The sequence below is a fragment of the Bacillus sp. FSL L8-0193 genome, assembly GCF_037976065.1.
GTDB classification, from domain to species: domain Bacteria; phylum Bacillota; class Bacilli; order Bacillales; family Bacillaceae; genus Bacillus; species Bacillus paralicheniformis.
Window position 1 is genome coordinate 4,155,283 of record NZ_CP150261.1, and the last position, 15,559, is coordinate 4,170,841.

Below are 15,559 nucleotides of genomic sequence, written 5' to 3' on the forward strand. Positions count from 1 at the left end.
CGTTTTAAGACATGATGAAAATAAAAAAACCTAAATCACTGTGAAAAACAAGGGCATAAGAATCCCGCTCACAGTCATTTAGGTTTTGCCTGCATGATCAGTAACAATCCTAACAACCTGTATAAGTTGATGTAAGTAAAAAGTAGCATACATTTATCCAATTGTCAACGCTTTCATTTTAGCATCATCCTCTATTTTTGATGAACGACCCGCTCGATATGAATCGTCAAATACAGAAGCTCTTCGTTTGTGAGCTGATGACCGTATTCTTTTTCGATGTACTGCCTGATTTTATTTGTACACACATAAGCGTCGCGGTACTTATTTTTGACGGTTTCAAATAAAAAGTCGTCCCGGCTTTCCATATAGGCTCCGCTGAACAGCCGCTGCGCGAAAAATTTCAAATGGGTAATGAAGCGGTAATAGTGAAGCGATTCTTCATCAAAATCGATATGAAAGTGATATTTGACGATGCTTAAAATCTCCTGCATGACTTTCGTAATATTGACGATGTTCGGCATTTCTTCATTCAGCTCGGCGTTTACGATATGGAGTGCGATAAAAGCGGCTTCATCCTCCGGAAGAGCTGTCCCCGTCTTCTTTTCAATGATGGCCAGCGCCTCTTTGCCGATGGCGAACTCATCTTTATACAGCCGTTTTGTCTCCCAAAGCAGGGCGTTTTTAATATCCAGACCTTTTTTATGCCGTTCGACGGCGAAATGAATATGGTCGGTCAGCGAGACATAAATGCTGTCATTCAGCTTCTTGCCGAGCTTTAATTTCGCATAGGAGATAATTTCTTCAGACATTTCCATAAATTCGATCGGAATTTCGTCCAACAGCGTCTTAAATCTTTCTGATACATCTTTATTATCAAGCCTGAAAATCTTCTCGATTCTCGATTCATCCACCGCTTCCCCAGGCTTTTTTTGAAAAGCGATTCCCCTGCCCATGACCACTAATTCCTGACCCTGTTCATTTAAAACACTGATCACATTGTTGTTGATCACTTTGGCAATTTTCACATCGCGCCACTCCCATCTTGTAAGGGGATTTTTTATATTTCTTTTTTCATATGGTACACATTGATTGTACAATCTTTTTGGCCTAGGTCAATATGTTTCAGTCAACGTCCGAAATATTTACATTTTACAGAATGCCCGATTTATAAAAAAAGAGCCGCAGTGCGGCCCTGTAAAAAACCCTCTTAAAAAATGAGCAAAATTCCCGCTGTGACTGACGCCAGACCCGCAAAATAAACGAAGTCTTTTCCGGAAAGCCGCGCTGTTTGATAGTAGGTGCGGTCTTTTGCACCGGTAAACCCTCTCGCTTCCATGGCAACGGCGATTCTTTCCGACTTGCGGATGCCTTGCGAAAACAAAGGCAGCGCATAGCGAATAAACGCCTTCCAGCTGTTTTTTTGCTTATAGCCCCTGATTTTGTGCGCCGCCTTCATTTGCGAAAGCTCAGACTGAAAAAGCGGGACAAAACGGAAGCCGGCCAGCAAGCCATAAGCCCATTTAGGCGACAGCCTGCATTGATGAACCAGGCTCATAATAAACTGCGTCAAATCGGTTGTTGATGTAAACAAAAGACCGTATGTGACAAACCCGAGCATCCGGAGCGCGATTGTCAGCCCATTGCCGACGCTTTCCTCGGTGACGCGGAACCAGGCCCATTCCCAAATCGTTTCCTCGCCTTTTCCAAAAGCGGCCATCATCCAAAAGACGAGAATAAAAAAGACGAGATAAGGCAACAGCCGCTTACTTAAATAAGACAAAGTCCATCCCCCGAAAAAAATTCCGATGGCAACCGCAAACAGCCAAATGAATAGAGTCGGTTTCGGATTTGAAACAAACATGAGCAAGCACATGACCAGGAGGTGGGAAAAGAGCTTGGCGCTCGGGTTCAATGCCGAAAGAAGTGAACCATTGCTTTTCATACGGGAACCCTCTCCTTTCTTTCATGCATGAACCGGTAATGAAGCGGCGGTATCAATGAAAAGCGGCGGACGAGGCCTTGATCAGAAAATAATCGATACGGCGTTCCTTGAAATGCCGCTTTCCCTTGATGAAACACGATGACACGGCCGGAATGCTCATCTACGATGTCCATGTCGTGCGTCACCATCACAATCGTCGTTCCCCGTTCCTGCCGTTCCTTTAACCGCTTGATTAATTCTTGCGCCGTCCTTTCGTCCTGACCGAATGTCGGCTCGTCAAGCAGCAGCAGATCCTGGTCAAACAAAAGCATTGTCGCAACGCTTAAACGCCGTTTCTGCCCGAGGCTTAATGTAAAGGGGTGCGCTTTTTGATGAGCGTCAAGTCCGAATTCCCGCAGCAATTCAGCCGTTTTCTTTTCGACCCGGTCCTCCGGCCATCCCCGCTGCCTCGCCCCGAACGCGATCTCGTCAAACACCGTGTCCCGAATAAATTGAAGCTCGGGATTTTGAAAAACAAAGCCGGCCTTCTCATAGAGCGTACGGTCGGACCATTTCTTCAGCTCCCGATCCTCAAGATAAAGGCGCCCTTTTTTGACGGCTTCAAGCCTGATCAGACTTTTTAAAAACGTACTCTTTCCGCTCCCGTTCTCGCCGATGACCGAAATCCATTCTCCCCTTGGAATCTCAAGGGTGATGCCGTCGGCAACGATCTTTTTCCGATAGCCGATCGCCGCGTCGTCTGCGCGGATCAATATGTCTCTGTCAGCTGTAGGCCTGTTTTTCGCCTCCTCCTCTTTCATTTTCAATGTAGAAGAGAGCTTGACGGCGAGCGGATGATCATCTTGTGTGATGACATCTTCCCATACCGCAGGGTACAGTTTCGGCTGCCAGATGCCCGCCGCTTTCATCTCCGGCTGAAAATGTTTCACGATTTCTTCCGGCTTTCCGTCAGCGATGATCTGTCCCTTTCCATTGAAAAGAATGACGCGGTCCATCCACTCGATACAGCCGTCCAGCACGTGTTCGACGAACACCATCGTCTGTCCGCTTTTTCGTGAAACGTTACGAAGCAAGGCAAAGATGTCTTTCCGGCTGGCCGGGTCCAGCTGCGCCGTCGGCTCGTCAAAAAACAGCACTTCAGGCTCCAGAGCGAGCAGGCACGCTAATGCCAGTCTCTGCTTCATACCGCCTGACAAGGTTTCGATCGGCGTTTTCTTATCTATCTTTAATCCGACTTGCTCCATCAGCTCCGAGATGATGCCGTCCATATCTTTTGGGGAGACAGACCGGTTTTCTAGGCTAAAAGCGATTTCCTCATCAACATGAAGCATGCAGAACTGCGAATCCGGATCCTGAAACATAACGCCGGCGCTCTTTCTGCGATTGACCTCTCCGCTGACCTCAGCTTCGACATGTTCAGGAATGATGCCGGAAAGCACGGACAACAGTGTCGATTTGCCGCTTCCGCTCGGACCGAGTATCAGCACTTTCTCTCCCTGCCCAATCGACAGCGAGACCCGGTCTAGGACTGTTTCAGGACGATGATAAAAACGGACGGAAAGGTTACTGCATCCGAGAAATGAACGCATCGGCATCATCCTTCTTCCGCTGTTCCTTCATGATCTCATACTGATTCAGGACGCCCGTTTTCGCAAGCGCTTCGACAACGGCTTTTGCCAGCCAGCCGCCGAGTACAATGCCGCTGATGATTTGGATGATAAGCGTCATGATCAGCGTTTGCGTCGTATAGTAGGCAAAACCGTTCGCCATCAGGCTGTATGTCATGCTTCCGACCGCGGCAAGCGCACCGGAAAGCATAAGGGTAAACAAGTTGTAACGCTTATAGCGAAAGATCGCAAAAGCGATTTCCGCACCGGCTCCCTGGAACACACCGATTAATAATGCTGACAGTCCAAAGTGGCTTCCGGTCAGCAGTTCGACCGCCGCAGCTGCCGTCTCGGCAATCAGCGCCGCACCCGGTTTACGGATGATATAAGCGACAATCGGGCTGGCGATCACCCAAATGCCGAACATAAAGTTCGCTCCGACAGGCCCGACAATAGCTGAAACAGGGATCCACAAGGTGGACCATCCTAAGTAAATGACGCCGCATGCAACGGACAAGATCACTGCCATCACGACTTCTTTCATGTTCCAATTCATCGTCTCACCGCCTCCATTTCCACAGGCCAATCTTCAACTGTATAAGCCATCTCCCAAAAGCCGTATTCAAGCTGACAACTTTGCAAAAAAAGCTCCTTCATTTTTTCTTTTTCAGCCTTGCCCGCTGTTTCGGCCCATTCATCCAGGCGGGCGCAAAACTTCGTCGTGATTGAATCGGTTCGGTCTCCGTAAAAACAGATCCAGTCATAAAATGGATGCGACGGGTCAGGCTGAACGTCCATCATCAGTTTTTTTCCGATCTCCCAATATGTCCACGGACAAGGCAGCAAGACGGCTAATATCTCTCCCAGCGTGCCTTCGTGCGCCGCCGTCAGCATATGGCGGATATAATGATGGGCAGAAGGCGCAAGCGGATAGCCCTGCAGAGATTCATACTCCACCCCCGCGGCCCGGCACAGGTTGTTGTGCGGGTGCACTTCGCTGTTTAATACAAATGAAATCTGCTCATGAAACATCTCCATGTCTTTCCGGTTTTGACACTTGGAAATTGCAATTCCGTAGATTTGAATAAAAGCGTTCAAATACTCGTAATCTTGCTTCACATAATGAATAAGCTGCTCCTTTTTCAGCTTGCCGGACGCCAGTCCCAATACAAACGGATGCTCAAAAATGGCTTCAAAAATAGGGTCTGCCTCGCGGCGAAGTTCTGCAGAAAAACTCATGTAGATAGCCTCCTCAGCAATCGGTTTTATAAGGAAGGCACAGGGGGGAGCGAGCCGCTTTATACGCAAAAAAGCCGCCCCAAAATGGAGCGGCCTTTGTATGATGAAATCATAAAGACACCGGCTCCACTTCCCTACGCTAGTATGAACTAGATCAGGTTCAAAGGGTCCAAGATCGCTACTTGTCTCAGCCGGCTTACGGCTCCCCTAGTGGACTTCCTATTACATTAACTTTTACTCTACACATCAATGATTATGATGTCAACCTGAGTTTTTCAGTTTTATTCTTGTATAAAACCGCCGGGTTTCATACAGAAGATGCAGCGGGTAAAAATATTTATGGAAAAATGTTAATTTTCTGAAACCTTTTGCGGGCTTGTTCGTCTAATATAGTGAAGACAAAAAAATTTGGAGGGGATATTTATGATGATGTTTATCTTGATTTTGACAATGGCTGTGTATTTGTTCTATTCTTTCAGCAAAGACAACCGGCCGGCCAAAAGAAACAACAAGAATCATCAGACACTGACTGTTATTAGGGAAAACCCTTTTACCGCCCCTTCCAATGATGTCAATTGCTAACTTGATAGACAACAAGCAAGCCGCCCAATGACGGGCGGCTTTTTACGTTTTTAGGATTGAAATTGTTCCGCTTCAGTCGATCCCTTCAGTGCAGTGGTTGATGAAGTCCCGCCTGTCACAACCTGGGCGACTTCATCAAAGTAGCTCGTTCCGACTTCGCGCTGATGCCTTGTCGCCGTATAGCCGTGGACTTCGCTGGCAAACTCGGCCTGCTGCAGATCAGAATACGCCGCCATTCCGCGGTGCTTATATTGACGGGCCAATTCAAACATGCCGTGGTTTAAGGCGTGGAAGCCTGCCAGTGTGACAAATTGAAATTTATAGCCCATTTCACTGAGCTGTTTCTGGAAGTTCAAGATGGTGTTGTCATCCAGTTTGGCCTTCCAGTTGAACGAAGGGGAGCAGTTGTAGGCGAGCAGTTTGCCCGGGAATTTTTCATGGATCGCCTGTGCAAACCGGTGGGCTTCTTCAATATTCGGCTCAGACGTTTCACACCAGATCAAATCGGCATACGGCGCATACGCCAAACCTCTCGCAATCGCCTGATCAAGACCCGGCTTTGTTTTGAAGAACCCTTCCGCTGTTCGCTCTCCCGTCAAAAACGGCGCATCATATGAATCGACGTCGCTTGTGATCAGGTCGGCCGCATTCGCGTCCGTACGGGCAATAAGAATGGTCGGGACTCCCATCACGTCTGCGGCGAGGCGCGCGGCAATCAAATTACGCACCGCCGTTTGCGTCGGAAGCAGCACTTTCCCGCCCAAATGCCCGCACTTTTTCTCAGACGACAACTGGTCTTCAAAGTGAACTCCCGCGGCGCCGGCTTCAATCATACCTTTCATCAGCTCGAACACATTCAGCTGTCCGCCGAAGCCCGCTTCAGCGTCGGCCACAATCGGAGCAAACCAATCGATGTCTTCTTTTCCTTCCATATGGTGAATTTGATCGGCGCGCTGCAGCGTACGGTTGATTTTTTTGACGACTTCCGGCACGCTGTTTGCCGGATAAAGGCTTTGGTCAGGATACATGCTCCCTGACAAATTGGCATCGGCCGCCACCTGCCAACCGCTTAAATAAATCGCTTTCAATCCGGCTTTTACTTGCTGCATGGCTTGATTTCCGGTCAAAGCGCCCAGCGCCGGCACGAAGTCCTCTGTGTGGAGAAGCTTCCACAGCTTTTCGGCGCCGCGCCTTGCAATCGTGTATTCAATCTCAAGCGTGCCTCTCAGCCGAATAACGTCAGCCGCCTGATACGGCCTTGTGATCCCTTTCCAGCGTTCTTCATGCTCCCAGCTTTCTGCGAGTTGTTTTTCTTTCAGCATCGCACATTCCCCCATCATATTTTTTCATAAGCGGGTATCGTTAGAAATTCCGCGAATTCATCATCCAAAATCAGCTGTTCAAATAACTGTCCGGCCTCTTCGAACCGGCCGCTCCGAAAATGTTCTATGCCGGCTTCTTCGAAGATTTTCTGCATTTCTTCCTCTTTCATCATCTTGACCATTTCGGCGTTGACTTTCCGGCCATCGTCAAGAACCCCTTTCGGATGGCGAATCCATTGCCAAAGCTGGGCTCTGGAAATCTCCGCCGTTGCTGCGTCCTCCATTAAGTGGTCGATCGGAGCGGCGCCTCTGCCCGACAGCCATGAAGCTAAATAGCGGATGCCGGCGCTGATATTGGTACGGACGCCTGCTTCTGTAATCCGGCCTTGCGGTACTTCCAGCAAGTCTTTTTCCTCGACCTTTACGTCTTCCCGCTTTCTATGAATCTGGTTCGCCGACGGCATATGCTGATTGAATACATCGAGCGCCGTTTGAATCATGCCGGGATGCGCGATCCATGTTCCGTCATGTCCGTCTTTTACTTCACGTTCCTTATCTTCGCGGATTTTGGCAAATGCGGCTTCATTGATCTCAGGTTTGTCTTTAGCGGGAATTTGCGCCGCCATTCCCCCGATCGCATGGACGTTGCGTTTATGACACGTTTGAATCGCCAAGAGGGAGTACGCCCTCATGTTTGGAACCGTCATCGTCACGGCTGAGCGGTCTGGAAGAATGACGTCTTCCCTGTTCCTGAATTTCTTAATAAAGCTGAAAATATAATCCCACCTGCCGCAGTTAAGTCCGGCTGAATGCTCCTTCAATTCATAGAGGATTTCATCCATTTCAAAAGCCGCCAGGATCGTTTCAACGAGAACCGTCGCTTTAATCGTCCCCTGCGGAATGCGCAAGTCGTTTTGCGCATAAACAAACACGTCGTTCCACAGCCTTGCTTCCAGATGGTTTTCGATTTTTGGAAGGTAGAAATAAGGGCCGCTTCCTTTTTTGATCAGCTCTTTTGCATTATGGAAAAAATAAAGGCCAAAATCGAACAGGCTTGCTGACACGGGCTTGCCGCCGATCAGCACATGCTTCTCTTCCAAGTGCCATCCCCTCGGTCTTACAATGATGACGGCGGGGTTTTCTTTCAGCTCATAGCGTTTGCCCTGTTCATTCGTAAAAGAAATCGTCCCGCGAACCGCGTCCCGCAAATTAACCTGGCCTTCAATGCAGTTTTTCCAAGTCGGCGAGTTCGCATCTTCAAAGTCGGCCATAAAGACTTTGGCTCCTGAATTTAAAGCATTGATGACCATTTTTCTGTCGACCGGGCCGGTGATTTCAACCCTGCGGTCCTCCAAATCCCGGGGGAGCGGGGCGACCGTCCAGTCCGCCTCGCGGATGTGCTTCGTTTCCGCCAAAAAACCGGGATTCTTCCCTTGATCAATTTCAGCCTGCCTGATCGTTCGCAAATGCAGCAATTCCCGTCTTCTTCCCCCGAAATGTCGTTCAAGACGTCCGATAAACTCCAGCGCTTCTTTTGTCAAAATCTCTTCATACTGCGGATTCATCGATCCGGTTATCTGAGTTCTCTTCTCCTCTGTTTTCATGTCTCCCTACCCCTTTACATGCATTGTTATAAAACAGTTTGCTTACTCGCCTTTTTTGGAAAGACAGCGCTCACATTCCATAAAGTAAGATTCAGCCTGCTCCTCCATCTTTTCACCGCATTCAGGGCACGTTTTTTTTGGAAGCGTTCTGAAAAATTCCATCGGACTTTTCAAGCTCATTTGTGTCACTCTCCTTTTTATAGAACAGTTTTATATTTTTTATTTCTGTTGTAGTACAGTATACAGCGCAAAAAGAAAAAAGTACACACCTTTTTCCAAAAAATATTTATTTTTTTCCATTCAAACAAAAATAGATTGTTCTCTTTTTATTCATAACTTGTTCATATTTTTCTTCTAGAATAGGGAACATAAAGAGGTGAAAGTGATGATGAAAATAAAAAACAAACAACTTGATGTCACTCTGATTCTGATTTTGTTGGCAGCTCTTATTCTGAATACATATAACATTTGGCAGGACAATGCCGCCAACCAGTATTACTTGGCGGCGGTCAAAAGCATGACGCAAAGCTTCCACAATTTCTTCTTTGCGTCATTCGACTCTTCCGGATTCGTATCAGTAGATAAGCCGCCCCTCGTTTTATGGATTCAGACCATATTTGCGAAAATCTTCGGCGTGCATACGTGGAGTGTGATTTTGCCGCAGGCGCTTGCAGGTGCGGGTTCCGTCTATCTGCTATACGTACTGATTAAACCGAAATTCGGAAAAGGAGCCGCCCGCATTTCAGCGCTGGTGATGGCGCTGACGCCGATCGCGGTTGCCGTAAGCCGGACGAATAATATCGACAGCATGCTCGTCTTCACGCTCCTTTTTGGTACATGGTGCCTGATGAAGACGGTCAAACAAGGCAGGCTGCTCTGGCTGCTCGCTGCATTTGGCCTCATCGGCCTCGGGTTCAATATGAAGATGCTTCAGGCATTCATGGTGCTTCCCGCGTTCTTGCTGTTTTATCTCATCGCGGCCCATGCGAATTGGAAGAAAAAAATTGTGTCCGCTGTTTTATCGCTTATTGTTCTCACCGGCGTTTCGCTTTCTTGGGCGCTTGCTGTCGACTATACATCGGCCGACAGCCGCCCGTATGTCGGAAGCAGTCAAACCAACTCCGTGCTTGAACTGGCTTTCGGCTACAACGGCACAGAGCGGCTGCTCGGCCAGACGACGGGCAACGCCCGCGGCGATATGAACGGTTTTAGAGGAGACATGCAGCAGCCGAACGGCAATGCACACACTCAGAACGGGAACAATGCAGCCGACAGCTCCAATGGACAAAATGGCGCGATGCAGCCGCCGGGTGCAAGCAGCGCGACCAACGGCAATGCGCAAACTCAAGACGGAAGCCGTTCATCCGACGGCTCCGATGGACAAAACGGTGCAATGCAGCCGCCGGCTGCGGGCAACGCGACCGATGACGGTTCTCAAGGAGCAAACGGCGGCAGTCAGCCGCCAACCGGAGGCGGACCGGGTGGAGGCAACGGCGGGCCCGGTGGCAATGGCGGACCGGGTGCAGGTCAAGGCAGCGGACAAAGCATGAACATGTTCGGCACCGGTGACGCAGGACCCCTGCGGCTCTTCCAATCTGCTTTATCGGGCCAAATCAGCTGGATGCTTCCATTCGCATTATTCGGACTGCTCGGCATGATCATCAGCTGGCTCCGCAGCCGCCGTGGAAAAGCAGGCGAAATGAAAGAAACAATCTTTTGGGCTGCATGGCTCGTTCCTGTTGCCGGGTTCTTCAGCATCGCCGGATTCTTTCACCACTATTACTTGATTATGCTGGCACCGCCGATCGCCGCACTGTCAGGAATCGGATGGTACGCGATGTACGGCCTTTACAAAAGTCACAAAGACTGGGCAAGCTATCTGCTGCCGGCGGCCGTTCTGACAACGGCAGCATTCCAAGTGTATATTTTAAGCGCATATACAAGCCAAATCGGCAGCGCCTGGATGTATGTCATGGGCCTCTTGGGGCTGGGTGTCACCATCGCCTTACTGATGCTGAAGCGAAGTCATCCATTCGGAAAGCAGCTCACCATCATCAGCTTGTGCGTGTTTCTTTTGACACCGGTCTATTGGTCGGCAACACCGATCCTTTACGGAGGAAACAGCGTTCTTCCTGAATCGGGGCCTCAGCTGCAAAGCTCCAACGGAGGCGGAATGTTCAGCTCGGATGTGGACACAGGATTGCTCACATACCTCCGGAAAAATAATACCGGCGAAGAGTACCTGTTCGCGACATTGACAACGGTAACCGCAGCTCCGTATATCATTAATGCCGACGAAAATGTCATGGCGCTCGGAGGCTTCAACGGCACAGATCCGATCTTGTCGGTCAGTGAGCTGAAAAACCTCGTCAAAGAAGGAAAAATAAAATACTTTCTAATCAGTGACAACTCAGGCAACAGTGAGCTCGTCTCCTGGATTAAAGAAAACGGAACCGAAATTTCGTCTGATGAATACAACAGTACCACGAACAATACAGACCGCTCCGCACAACAGGGCGCAAGGGGCGGCCCGGGCGGCGGACAGCAGCAAACACTCTACAAGGTTGAGCTGTAGGAAATATGAGGAAGCCCATCGGACTCATCCGATGGGCTTTTGATTATGCTTTTCTAAAAATAACCGGCGGATGATGTTCAATATGGTCAAGAAGTTTTTCTCCATATAGGGTCATCGTTTGCCGCCGACCTGCACGAGATTCCACACGGCTCAGCTACAGCGCCGACTTGATCACTTTCTTACCGTAAAGAACGGACAGCAAACCGAAAATAGAATACAGAACGGTGTACAGCACCATCACGATGATCATCGGCGTCCGCACCTCTGCTCCGAATAAGAACCAGCCGGATTGGACAGCAAAGTAACTGTGAGACAGGCCGATAACCAATGGAATTCCGAAATTATACATTTGCTTGATTCGTATCCCCTTCAGAAGATCCCCGCGCGTGAAACCAAGTTTTCTCAAGATCGTGTAATTCGGTTTCTCATCTTCGCTTTCGTCCATTTGTTTAAAGTAAAGGATGCATCCTGATGTGATCAGAAACGTAAGTCCTAGAAATCCTACGATAAACATGGCAAGTCCGAAAAGCGATTTTTGAGCTGTGCTTGCATCGAGGAGCGATAAATGCTGATCGTTTTGATTCACTGTTGCAAACAATTCATTTGCCTGCTGAATCTGATCTTCATCTTTTAAATTGATCCCGTAAAAAAGACTCGACTTCTGCTGTAATTTTGGATCTTTGTCTTGGCTCAGACGTTTAAACAGCGCATCATCCACAACGGCTACAGGCAATCCGCCGCTGGTAAAGTTGAAGGATAAGAGCGACTCTTTTCTCAAGCCTATATAGTTTAATGGGATTGTCTCATGCCTGCTCTTTACCTTTACGGCACCGGTCTCTTTTAAAGCCATAAATTTCTGGAGAAGGTCGGTATACCCTGAGAAAATGACGTCTCCTTTATGCACGTCAATCCCGTCAATTTGTGCATCGCTGACCACAGCAAGAGGTAATTTCCCCGGGTCGCCAGCCATATTTTCAGGATCCCCTTCGACAACTTGTTCCAGATTGAAAGTCGCCTGAATGACATGAATTTCTTTTTTGCTGTATGGAATGTTGTTTTCATCCAATAGTTGTTCGAACCGTTTTGCATCCTTTTGATTTGTCATAGCGAAATCAGCCGCCACATTTTGTTCGGCGGCTTTCTCTGCAGAGTAGTACGAAATATAGCACAAGGATAACAAACCGATCGCCAGTGCCGTAACAGTGGTGATGATCGTTAATAATAGAGCGTTTGATTTCAGCCGGAACATGATCGATGAAAGGGACAGCACTTCATAAATATTTAAGTAGCCTCCTTTGCTTTTGCGGATGATGTTGGAGACAAAGCTGACCGATCCTTTATAAAAGAAGTACGTTCCGATGATAACGGTACCGAGAATAAAGCTCATCGCATAAAACAGCTCATCTATGGTCTTGAATTTTCCGCTGAACAACTCAGTAGAAATGTAATATCCCGACAAAATAAACAAGATGCCCAATAAACCAATGATCATTTGAAAAACGGATATTCTCTTTACCTTATCTTCCGTAGCTGATGTCGCTTTAAATAATGATAAAATGCTTTGCTTTTTGATAAACGTATAATTCATCACCATCACCAGCAGGTAGATTCCGCAGAATACAATGACAGTTTGCACAAGCGCTTCTCCGGAAAAATTCAATTCGGTTTCAGCTTGAACATCTACTATTTTAAATAAAGTCATAAGCACGAGCTTTGAGATCGAAAACCCGGCAAACACCCCAATGACCAAAGAGCCGAAATACAGCATGACATTTTCCAAACTTAAAATGCGGAAGATTTTTTGCTTCCTCATGCCGATTAGCTGGAATAAACCGATTTCTTTGCTGCGCCGCTTAATAAAAATCGTATTGGCATACAAAATAAAAACTGCTACTACTGCCACTAGAAGAATGGAAGCTGCTTTCAAAGCCGCTGCGCCTTTTATCGATGCCTTCACTTCATCGATCGCCGGATCATATTGCAGCGTAACAAACGCAAAATAAAGCGCCACGCTGAAGATTAACGCAAACACATAAAGGTAATAGTTCCGTATATTCTTTTTCAGGTTGCGGAAGATCAGCTGATTAATACTCATGCTGAACCCCGCCTAACACGCCTTGCGTTTTCATGATGTCCTGAAAGAACATCTGCCTGTCTTGTCCGCCTTTATTCAGCTGCGTATAAATTTGTCCGTCTTTAATGAAAACCACTCTGCTGCAGAAGCTCGCGGCGACGGGATCATGGGTGACCATAATGATTGTGGCCCGGCGCTTTTGATTTAACTGGCTCAGCTTGTTTAACAAGTCTGATGCGGATTTCGAATCAAGCGCACCGGTCGGTTCGTCAGCGAAAATAATGCTCGGTTCATGAATAAACGCCCTGGCTGCTGATGTGCGCTGTTTTTGCCCGCCGGAAATTTCATTCGGATATTTATTCTTCAGCTCAAAGATGCCTAATTCTTTCGCGACTTCCTCAAATTTTTGACCGGCTTCTTTTTTTGATATTTTCGTAATCGACAGCGGCAGAAGGATATTTTCTTTCACTGTCAGCGTATCGAGCAAATTGTATTCTTGAAAGATAAATCCTAAATGCTGCTTCCTGAATTCAGCAAGCTGTTTTTCCTTCAGATTCGTCATCTCAGCTTGGTTGATGTTAATCGTTCCGCCGCTCACCTGGTCAATAGAGGACAGAACATTGAGCAATGTTGTTTTGCCTGAACCTGACGGGCCCATAATACTGACAAATTCACCCTTTTGGATCTGAATGTCGATTCCCTTTAACACTTCGTGTTTATTGTGCTTATTTCCATAGCTTTTTCGTATTTTTTTCGCTTCTAAAATCATCATTTTTAAAATCTCCTTTTGACTGGATATTTTTATTATAGAAAGGAGGACAGCCGTTTTCCTTCGATTCAGCGAACAAAAAAGAAAAGCGTGTGACACTTTTGTCACACGCCAAGCACACGGGAAAATTCGTTCCGCTTCGGAAAAATCAGCGTAAAGGTTGTCCCCGTTCCTGGTTTAGAATCAACCTCGATATGAATCAGGAGCGGCTTTGCCGCTTTTTTCGCCAAATACAGCCCCATTCCCGTGGCGGCCTGATCATGATGCTCCGTTGTTGATGTGAAACCTTTGTCAAACACACGCGGTATATCTTTTGGATCGATGCCCCGTCCAAAATCTTGAACTGCGAGATGCACCTGGCCATCTTGTTCATAGCTTTTAATCAAAATATCGGATGCTTCGCTGTATTTCACTGCGTTTGTCAGCAGCTGCCTCATGATAAAAGACAGCCATTTCGCATCGCTGAGCACTTCCCCGGCCTCAAGCTGTATATCAAACCCGATCCCTTTTGGAATGCACCATGATTGCAAATCTTTTAGTTCTTTAAAGATTAAAGGTTTGAGCTCTAGAGCTTCAAGAGACAAGTCATTTTCGATAAACGACATCCGCTTTTGATGAAGCTGGCGATCGAGCAGCAGGTGAACGCGCAGCCATTCATAGTCGAGTCTCGATTTTAATGATTGATCGTCAATCGTCTCCATGATCAAATGCATGGCGGTAAGCGGCGTTTTGACTTCGTGTATCCAGGCCATGAGCTCATCTTTTTCATTCTCCAATGCCAGGCGATGCTGCGCCGCCTCTTGCTTTAACTGTTTCGTTTGTTCGGCTATGCTTTTTTCAATCATCGTTTCGAAAGGCGTTTCCGCCTCTCGAATGTTTGTCACATCGAGATTGTGATCCCATTCTTCCAGGCTTTTATAAAACTTCGTTTCCCTCCGAAAGCGGACAAGTACAAAAACGATAAAAATAAATGAAGACAAATAGGTCATATATAAAATCGATGCAAAAGGAATGGATGAATCGACATAAGCGATAAACAGAAAGACGATCTGCTGCAAGACAAATATGGCGATCCAGCTTCGCCTCTCGGTCAAAAACGCTTTCAGCATTCTCATCATCCTTCTTCTTTCGCCATATAGCCCTGGCCGACCTTTGTCTCAATATATTGCCCCAAGTTCAAGGTATCCAGTTTTTTTCTCAAACGGTTTACGTTGACCGTCAGCGTGTTATCGCTGACAAAACGCTCATCGTTCCATAAGCTTCTCATCAATTCTTCCCTGCTGACAATTTTGTTTTTTTGGTCGATCAATTGTTTTAAAATGAACATTTCATTCCTCGTCAACTCGATCGACCCCGCCTTATTGCTGACGCGGTTTTGCTCGGGATCAACGGTTGCACCGCACCACGCTTTCTTCAGAATCTCAGGCTCCGTATTATAGTCGTAAACACGGCGGAAAATCGCCTGGATTTTGGCAATCAGCACGTCAAAATGAAACGGTTTCTGAATATAATCATCTGCTCCAAACTGCATGGACATGACCATATCAGCCGGATGGTCGCGCGAAGATAAAAAGAGAATCGGAACGTTGGAACGGGAACGGATCTGCCGGCACCAATGAAACCCGTCATATTTCGGCAGCTGAATATCGATAATGACGCAATCGGGCTTAATCGCCGCAAACTCCTGCATCACTTCGCTGAAATCGTCGATGCCGTACACCTCGTATGACCACCCGGTTAACCGTTCTTTTATTTCCTGAAACAGCGATTCATCGTCTTCGATCAACAGCAGTTTAAACATTTGCCTCACCGCACTTTTTGTCTTTTTTCTAAGTCAAGTGTATA

The 15,559-nt window shown here is 47.4% G+C and carries 14 protein-coding genes and 1 riboswitch; of the genes, 2 read left to right on the plus strand and 12 right to left on the minus strand.

The genetic code is table 11. The annotated features are described in order from the left end of the window. Nucleotides 1-191 precede the first annotated feature (191 nt). From MHH76_RS20845 to tenA, 5 genes are all read right to left on the minus strand, one after another. A complete protein-coding gene (locus tag MHH76_RS20845) occupies nucleotides 192-1,025 on the minus strand; it encodes a PRD domain-containing protein (protein WP_020453498.1) in 834 nt (277 codons plus the stop codon). 182 nt (nucleotides 1,026-1,207) lie between these two features. Next, nucleotides 1,208-1,942, minus strand: coding sequence for an energy-coupling factor transporter transmembrane component T (locus tag MHH76_RS20850; protein WP_020453499.1), 735 nt, complete (start codon nucleotides 1,940-1,942; stop codon nucleotides 1,208-1,210). After that, complete coding sequence (locus MHH76_RS20855) at nucleotides 1,939-3,531, minus strand: ABC transporter ATP-binding protein (RefSeq protein ID WP_020453500.1); 1,593 nt, start codon at nucleotides 3,529-3,531, stop codon at nucleotides 1,939-1,941. The genes MHH76_RS20850 and MHH76_RS20855 overlap by 4 nt, the downstream gene beginning before the upstream one ends. Beyond that, entirely contained in the window at nucleotides 3,506-4,105 is a 600-nt protein-coding gene (locus MHH76_RS20860; protein ID WP_020453501.1) for an ECF transporter S component, read from the minus strand. The genes MHH76_RS20855 and MHH76_RS20860 overlap by 26 nt, the downstream gene beginning before the upstream one ends. Beyond that, entirely contained in the window at nucleotides 4,102-4,788 is a 687-nt protein-coding gene (tenA, locus tag MHH76_RS20865; protein WP_020453502.1) for a thiaminase II, read from the minus strand. The genes MHH76_RS20860 and tenA overlap by 4 nt, the downstream gene beginning before the upstream one ends. A 114-nt stretch (nucleotides 4,789-4,902) precedes the next feature. After that, nucleotides 4,903-5,007: riboswitch (TPP riboswitch) on the minus strand. Between the two features lie 204 nt (nucleotides 5,008-5,211). On the opposite strand from tenA, the gene MHH76_RS20870 reads away from it, so the two are divergent. After that, nucleotides 5,212-5,370, plus strand: coding sequence for a hypothetical protein (locus tag MHH76_RS20870; protein WP_020453503.1), 159 nt, complete (start codon nucleotides 5,212-5,214; stop codon nucleotides 5,368-5,370). A 50-nt stretch (nucleotides 5,371-5,420) separates the two neighbouring features. Here the strand turns inward: MHH76_RS20870 and aceA are convergent, their stop codons facing one another. The 3 genes from aceA to yhfH are packed head-to-tail and all read right to left on the minus strand — an operon-like array spanning nucleotide 5,421 to nucleotide 8,476. Next, nucleotides 5,421-6,692 carry an isocitrate lyase gene (gene aceA, locus MHH76_RS20875; protein ID WP_020453504.1) on the minus strand — a complete coding sequence of 424 codons (1,272 nt, stop codon included), beginning with the start codon at nucleotides 6,690-6,692 and terminating at the stop codon, nucleotides 5,421-5,423. Nucleotides 6,693-6,706: 14 nt separating this feature from the next. Continuing rightward, on the minus strand, nucleotides 6,707-8,296 hold the full coding sequence (aceB, locus tag MHH76_RS20880; protein ID WP_020453505.1) for a malate synthase A: 1,590 nt from the start codon (nucleotides 8,294-8,296) through the stop codon (nucleotides 6,707-6,709). 42 nt (nucleotides 8,297-8,338) lie between these two features. Beyond that, nucleotides 8,339-8,476 (minus strand): protein YhfH, encoded by a 138-nt coding sequence (yhfH, locus tag MHH76_RS20885; protein ID WP_023856901.1) that lies wholly within the window; start codon nucleotides 8,474-8,476, stop codon nucleotides 8,339-8,341. A gap of 214 nt (nucleotides 8,477-8,690) precedes the next feature. On the opposite strand from yhfH, the gene MHH76_RS20890 reads away from it, so the two are divergent. Continuing rightward, the gene (locus MHH76_RS20890) at nucleotides 8,691-10,871 is read left to right on the plus strand and encodes a glycosyltransferase family 39 protein (protein WP_165688288.1); all 2,181 of its coding nucleotides are present in this window, start codon (nucleotides 8,691-8,693) and stop codon (nucleotides 10,869-10,871) included. 154 nt (nucleotides 10,872-11,025) lie between these two features. On the opposite strand, the gene MHH76_RS20895 is transcribed toward MHH76_RS20890, so the two are convergent. The 4 genes from MHH76_RS20895 to MHH76_RS20910 form a co-directional block, all read right to left on the minus strand. Beyond that, entirely contained in the window at nucleotides 11,026-12,966 is a 1,941-nt protein-coding gene (locus tag MHH76_RS20895; protein WP_020453507.1) for an ABC transporter permease, read from the minus strand. Next, the gene (locus MHH76_RS20900; RefSeq protein WP_020453508.1) at nucleotides 12,956-13,717 is read right to left on the minus strand and encodes an ABC transporter ATP-binding protein; all 762 of its coding nucleotides are present in this window, start codon (nucleotides 13,715-13,717) and stop codon (nucleotides 12,956-12,958) included. Before MHH76_RS20900 ends, MHH76_RS20895 begins: the two co-directional genes overlap by 11 nt. Before the next feature lie 101 nt (nucleotides 13,718-13,818). Further along, nucleotides 13,819-14,823, minus strand: a complete 1,005-nt coding sequence (locus MHH76_RS20905; RefSeq protein ID WP_020453509.1) for an ATP-binding protein — start codon at nucleotides 14,821-14,823, stop codon at nucleotides 13,819-13,821. Nucleotides 14,824-14,828: 5 nt separating this feature from the next. Continuing rightward, entirely contained in the window at nucleotides 14,829-15,515 is a 687-nt protein-coding gene (locus tag MHH76_RS20910) for a response regulator transcription factor (protein WP_020453510.1), read from the minus strand. Nucleotides 15,516-15,559: the final 44 nt, after the last annotated feature.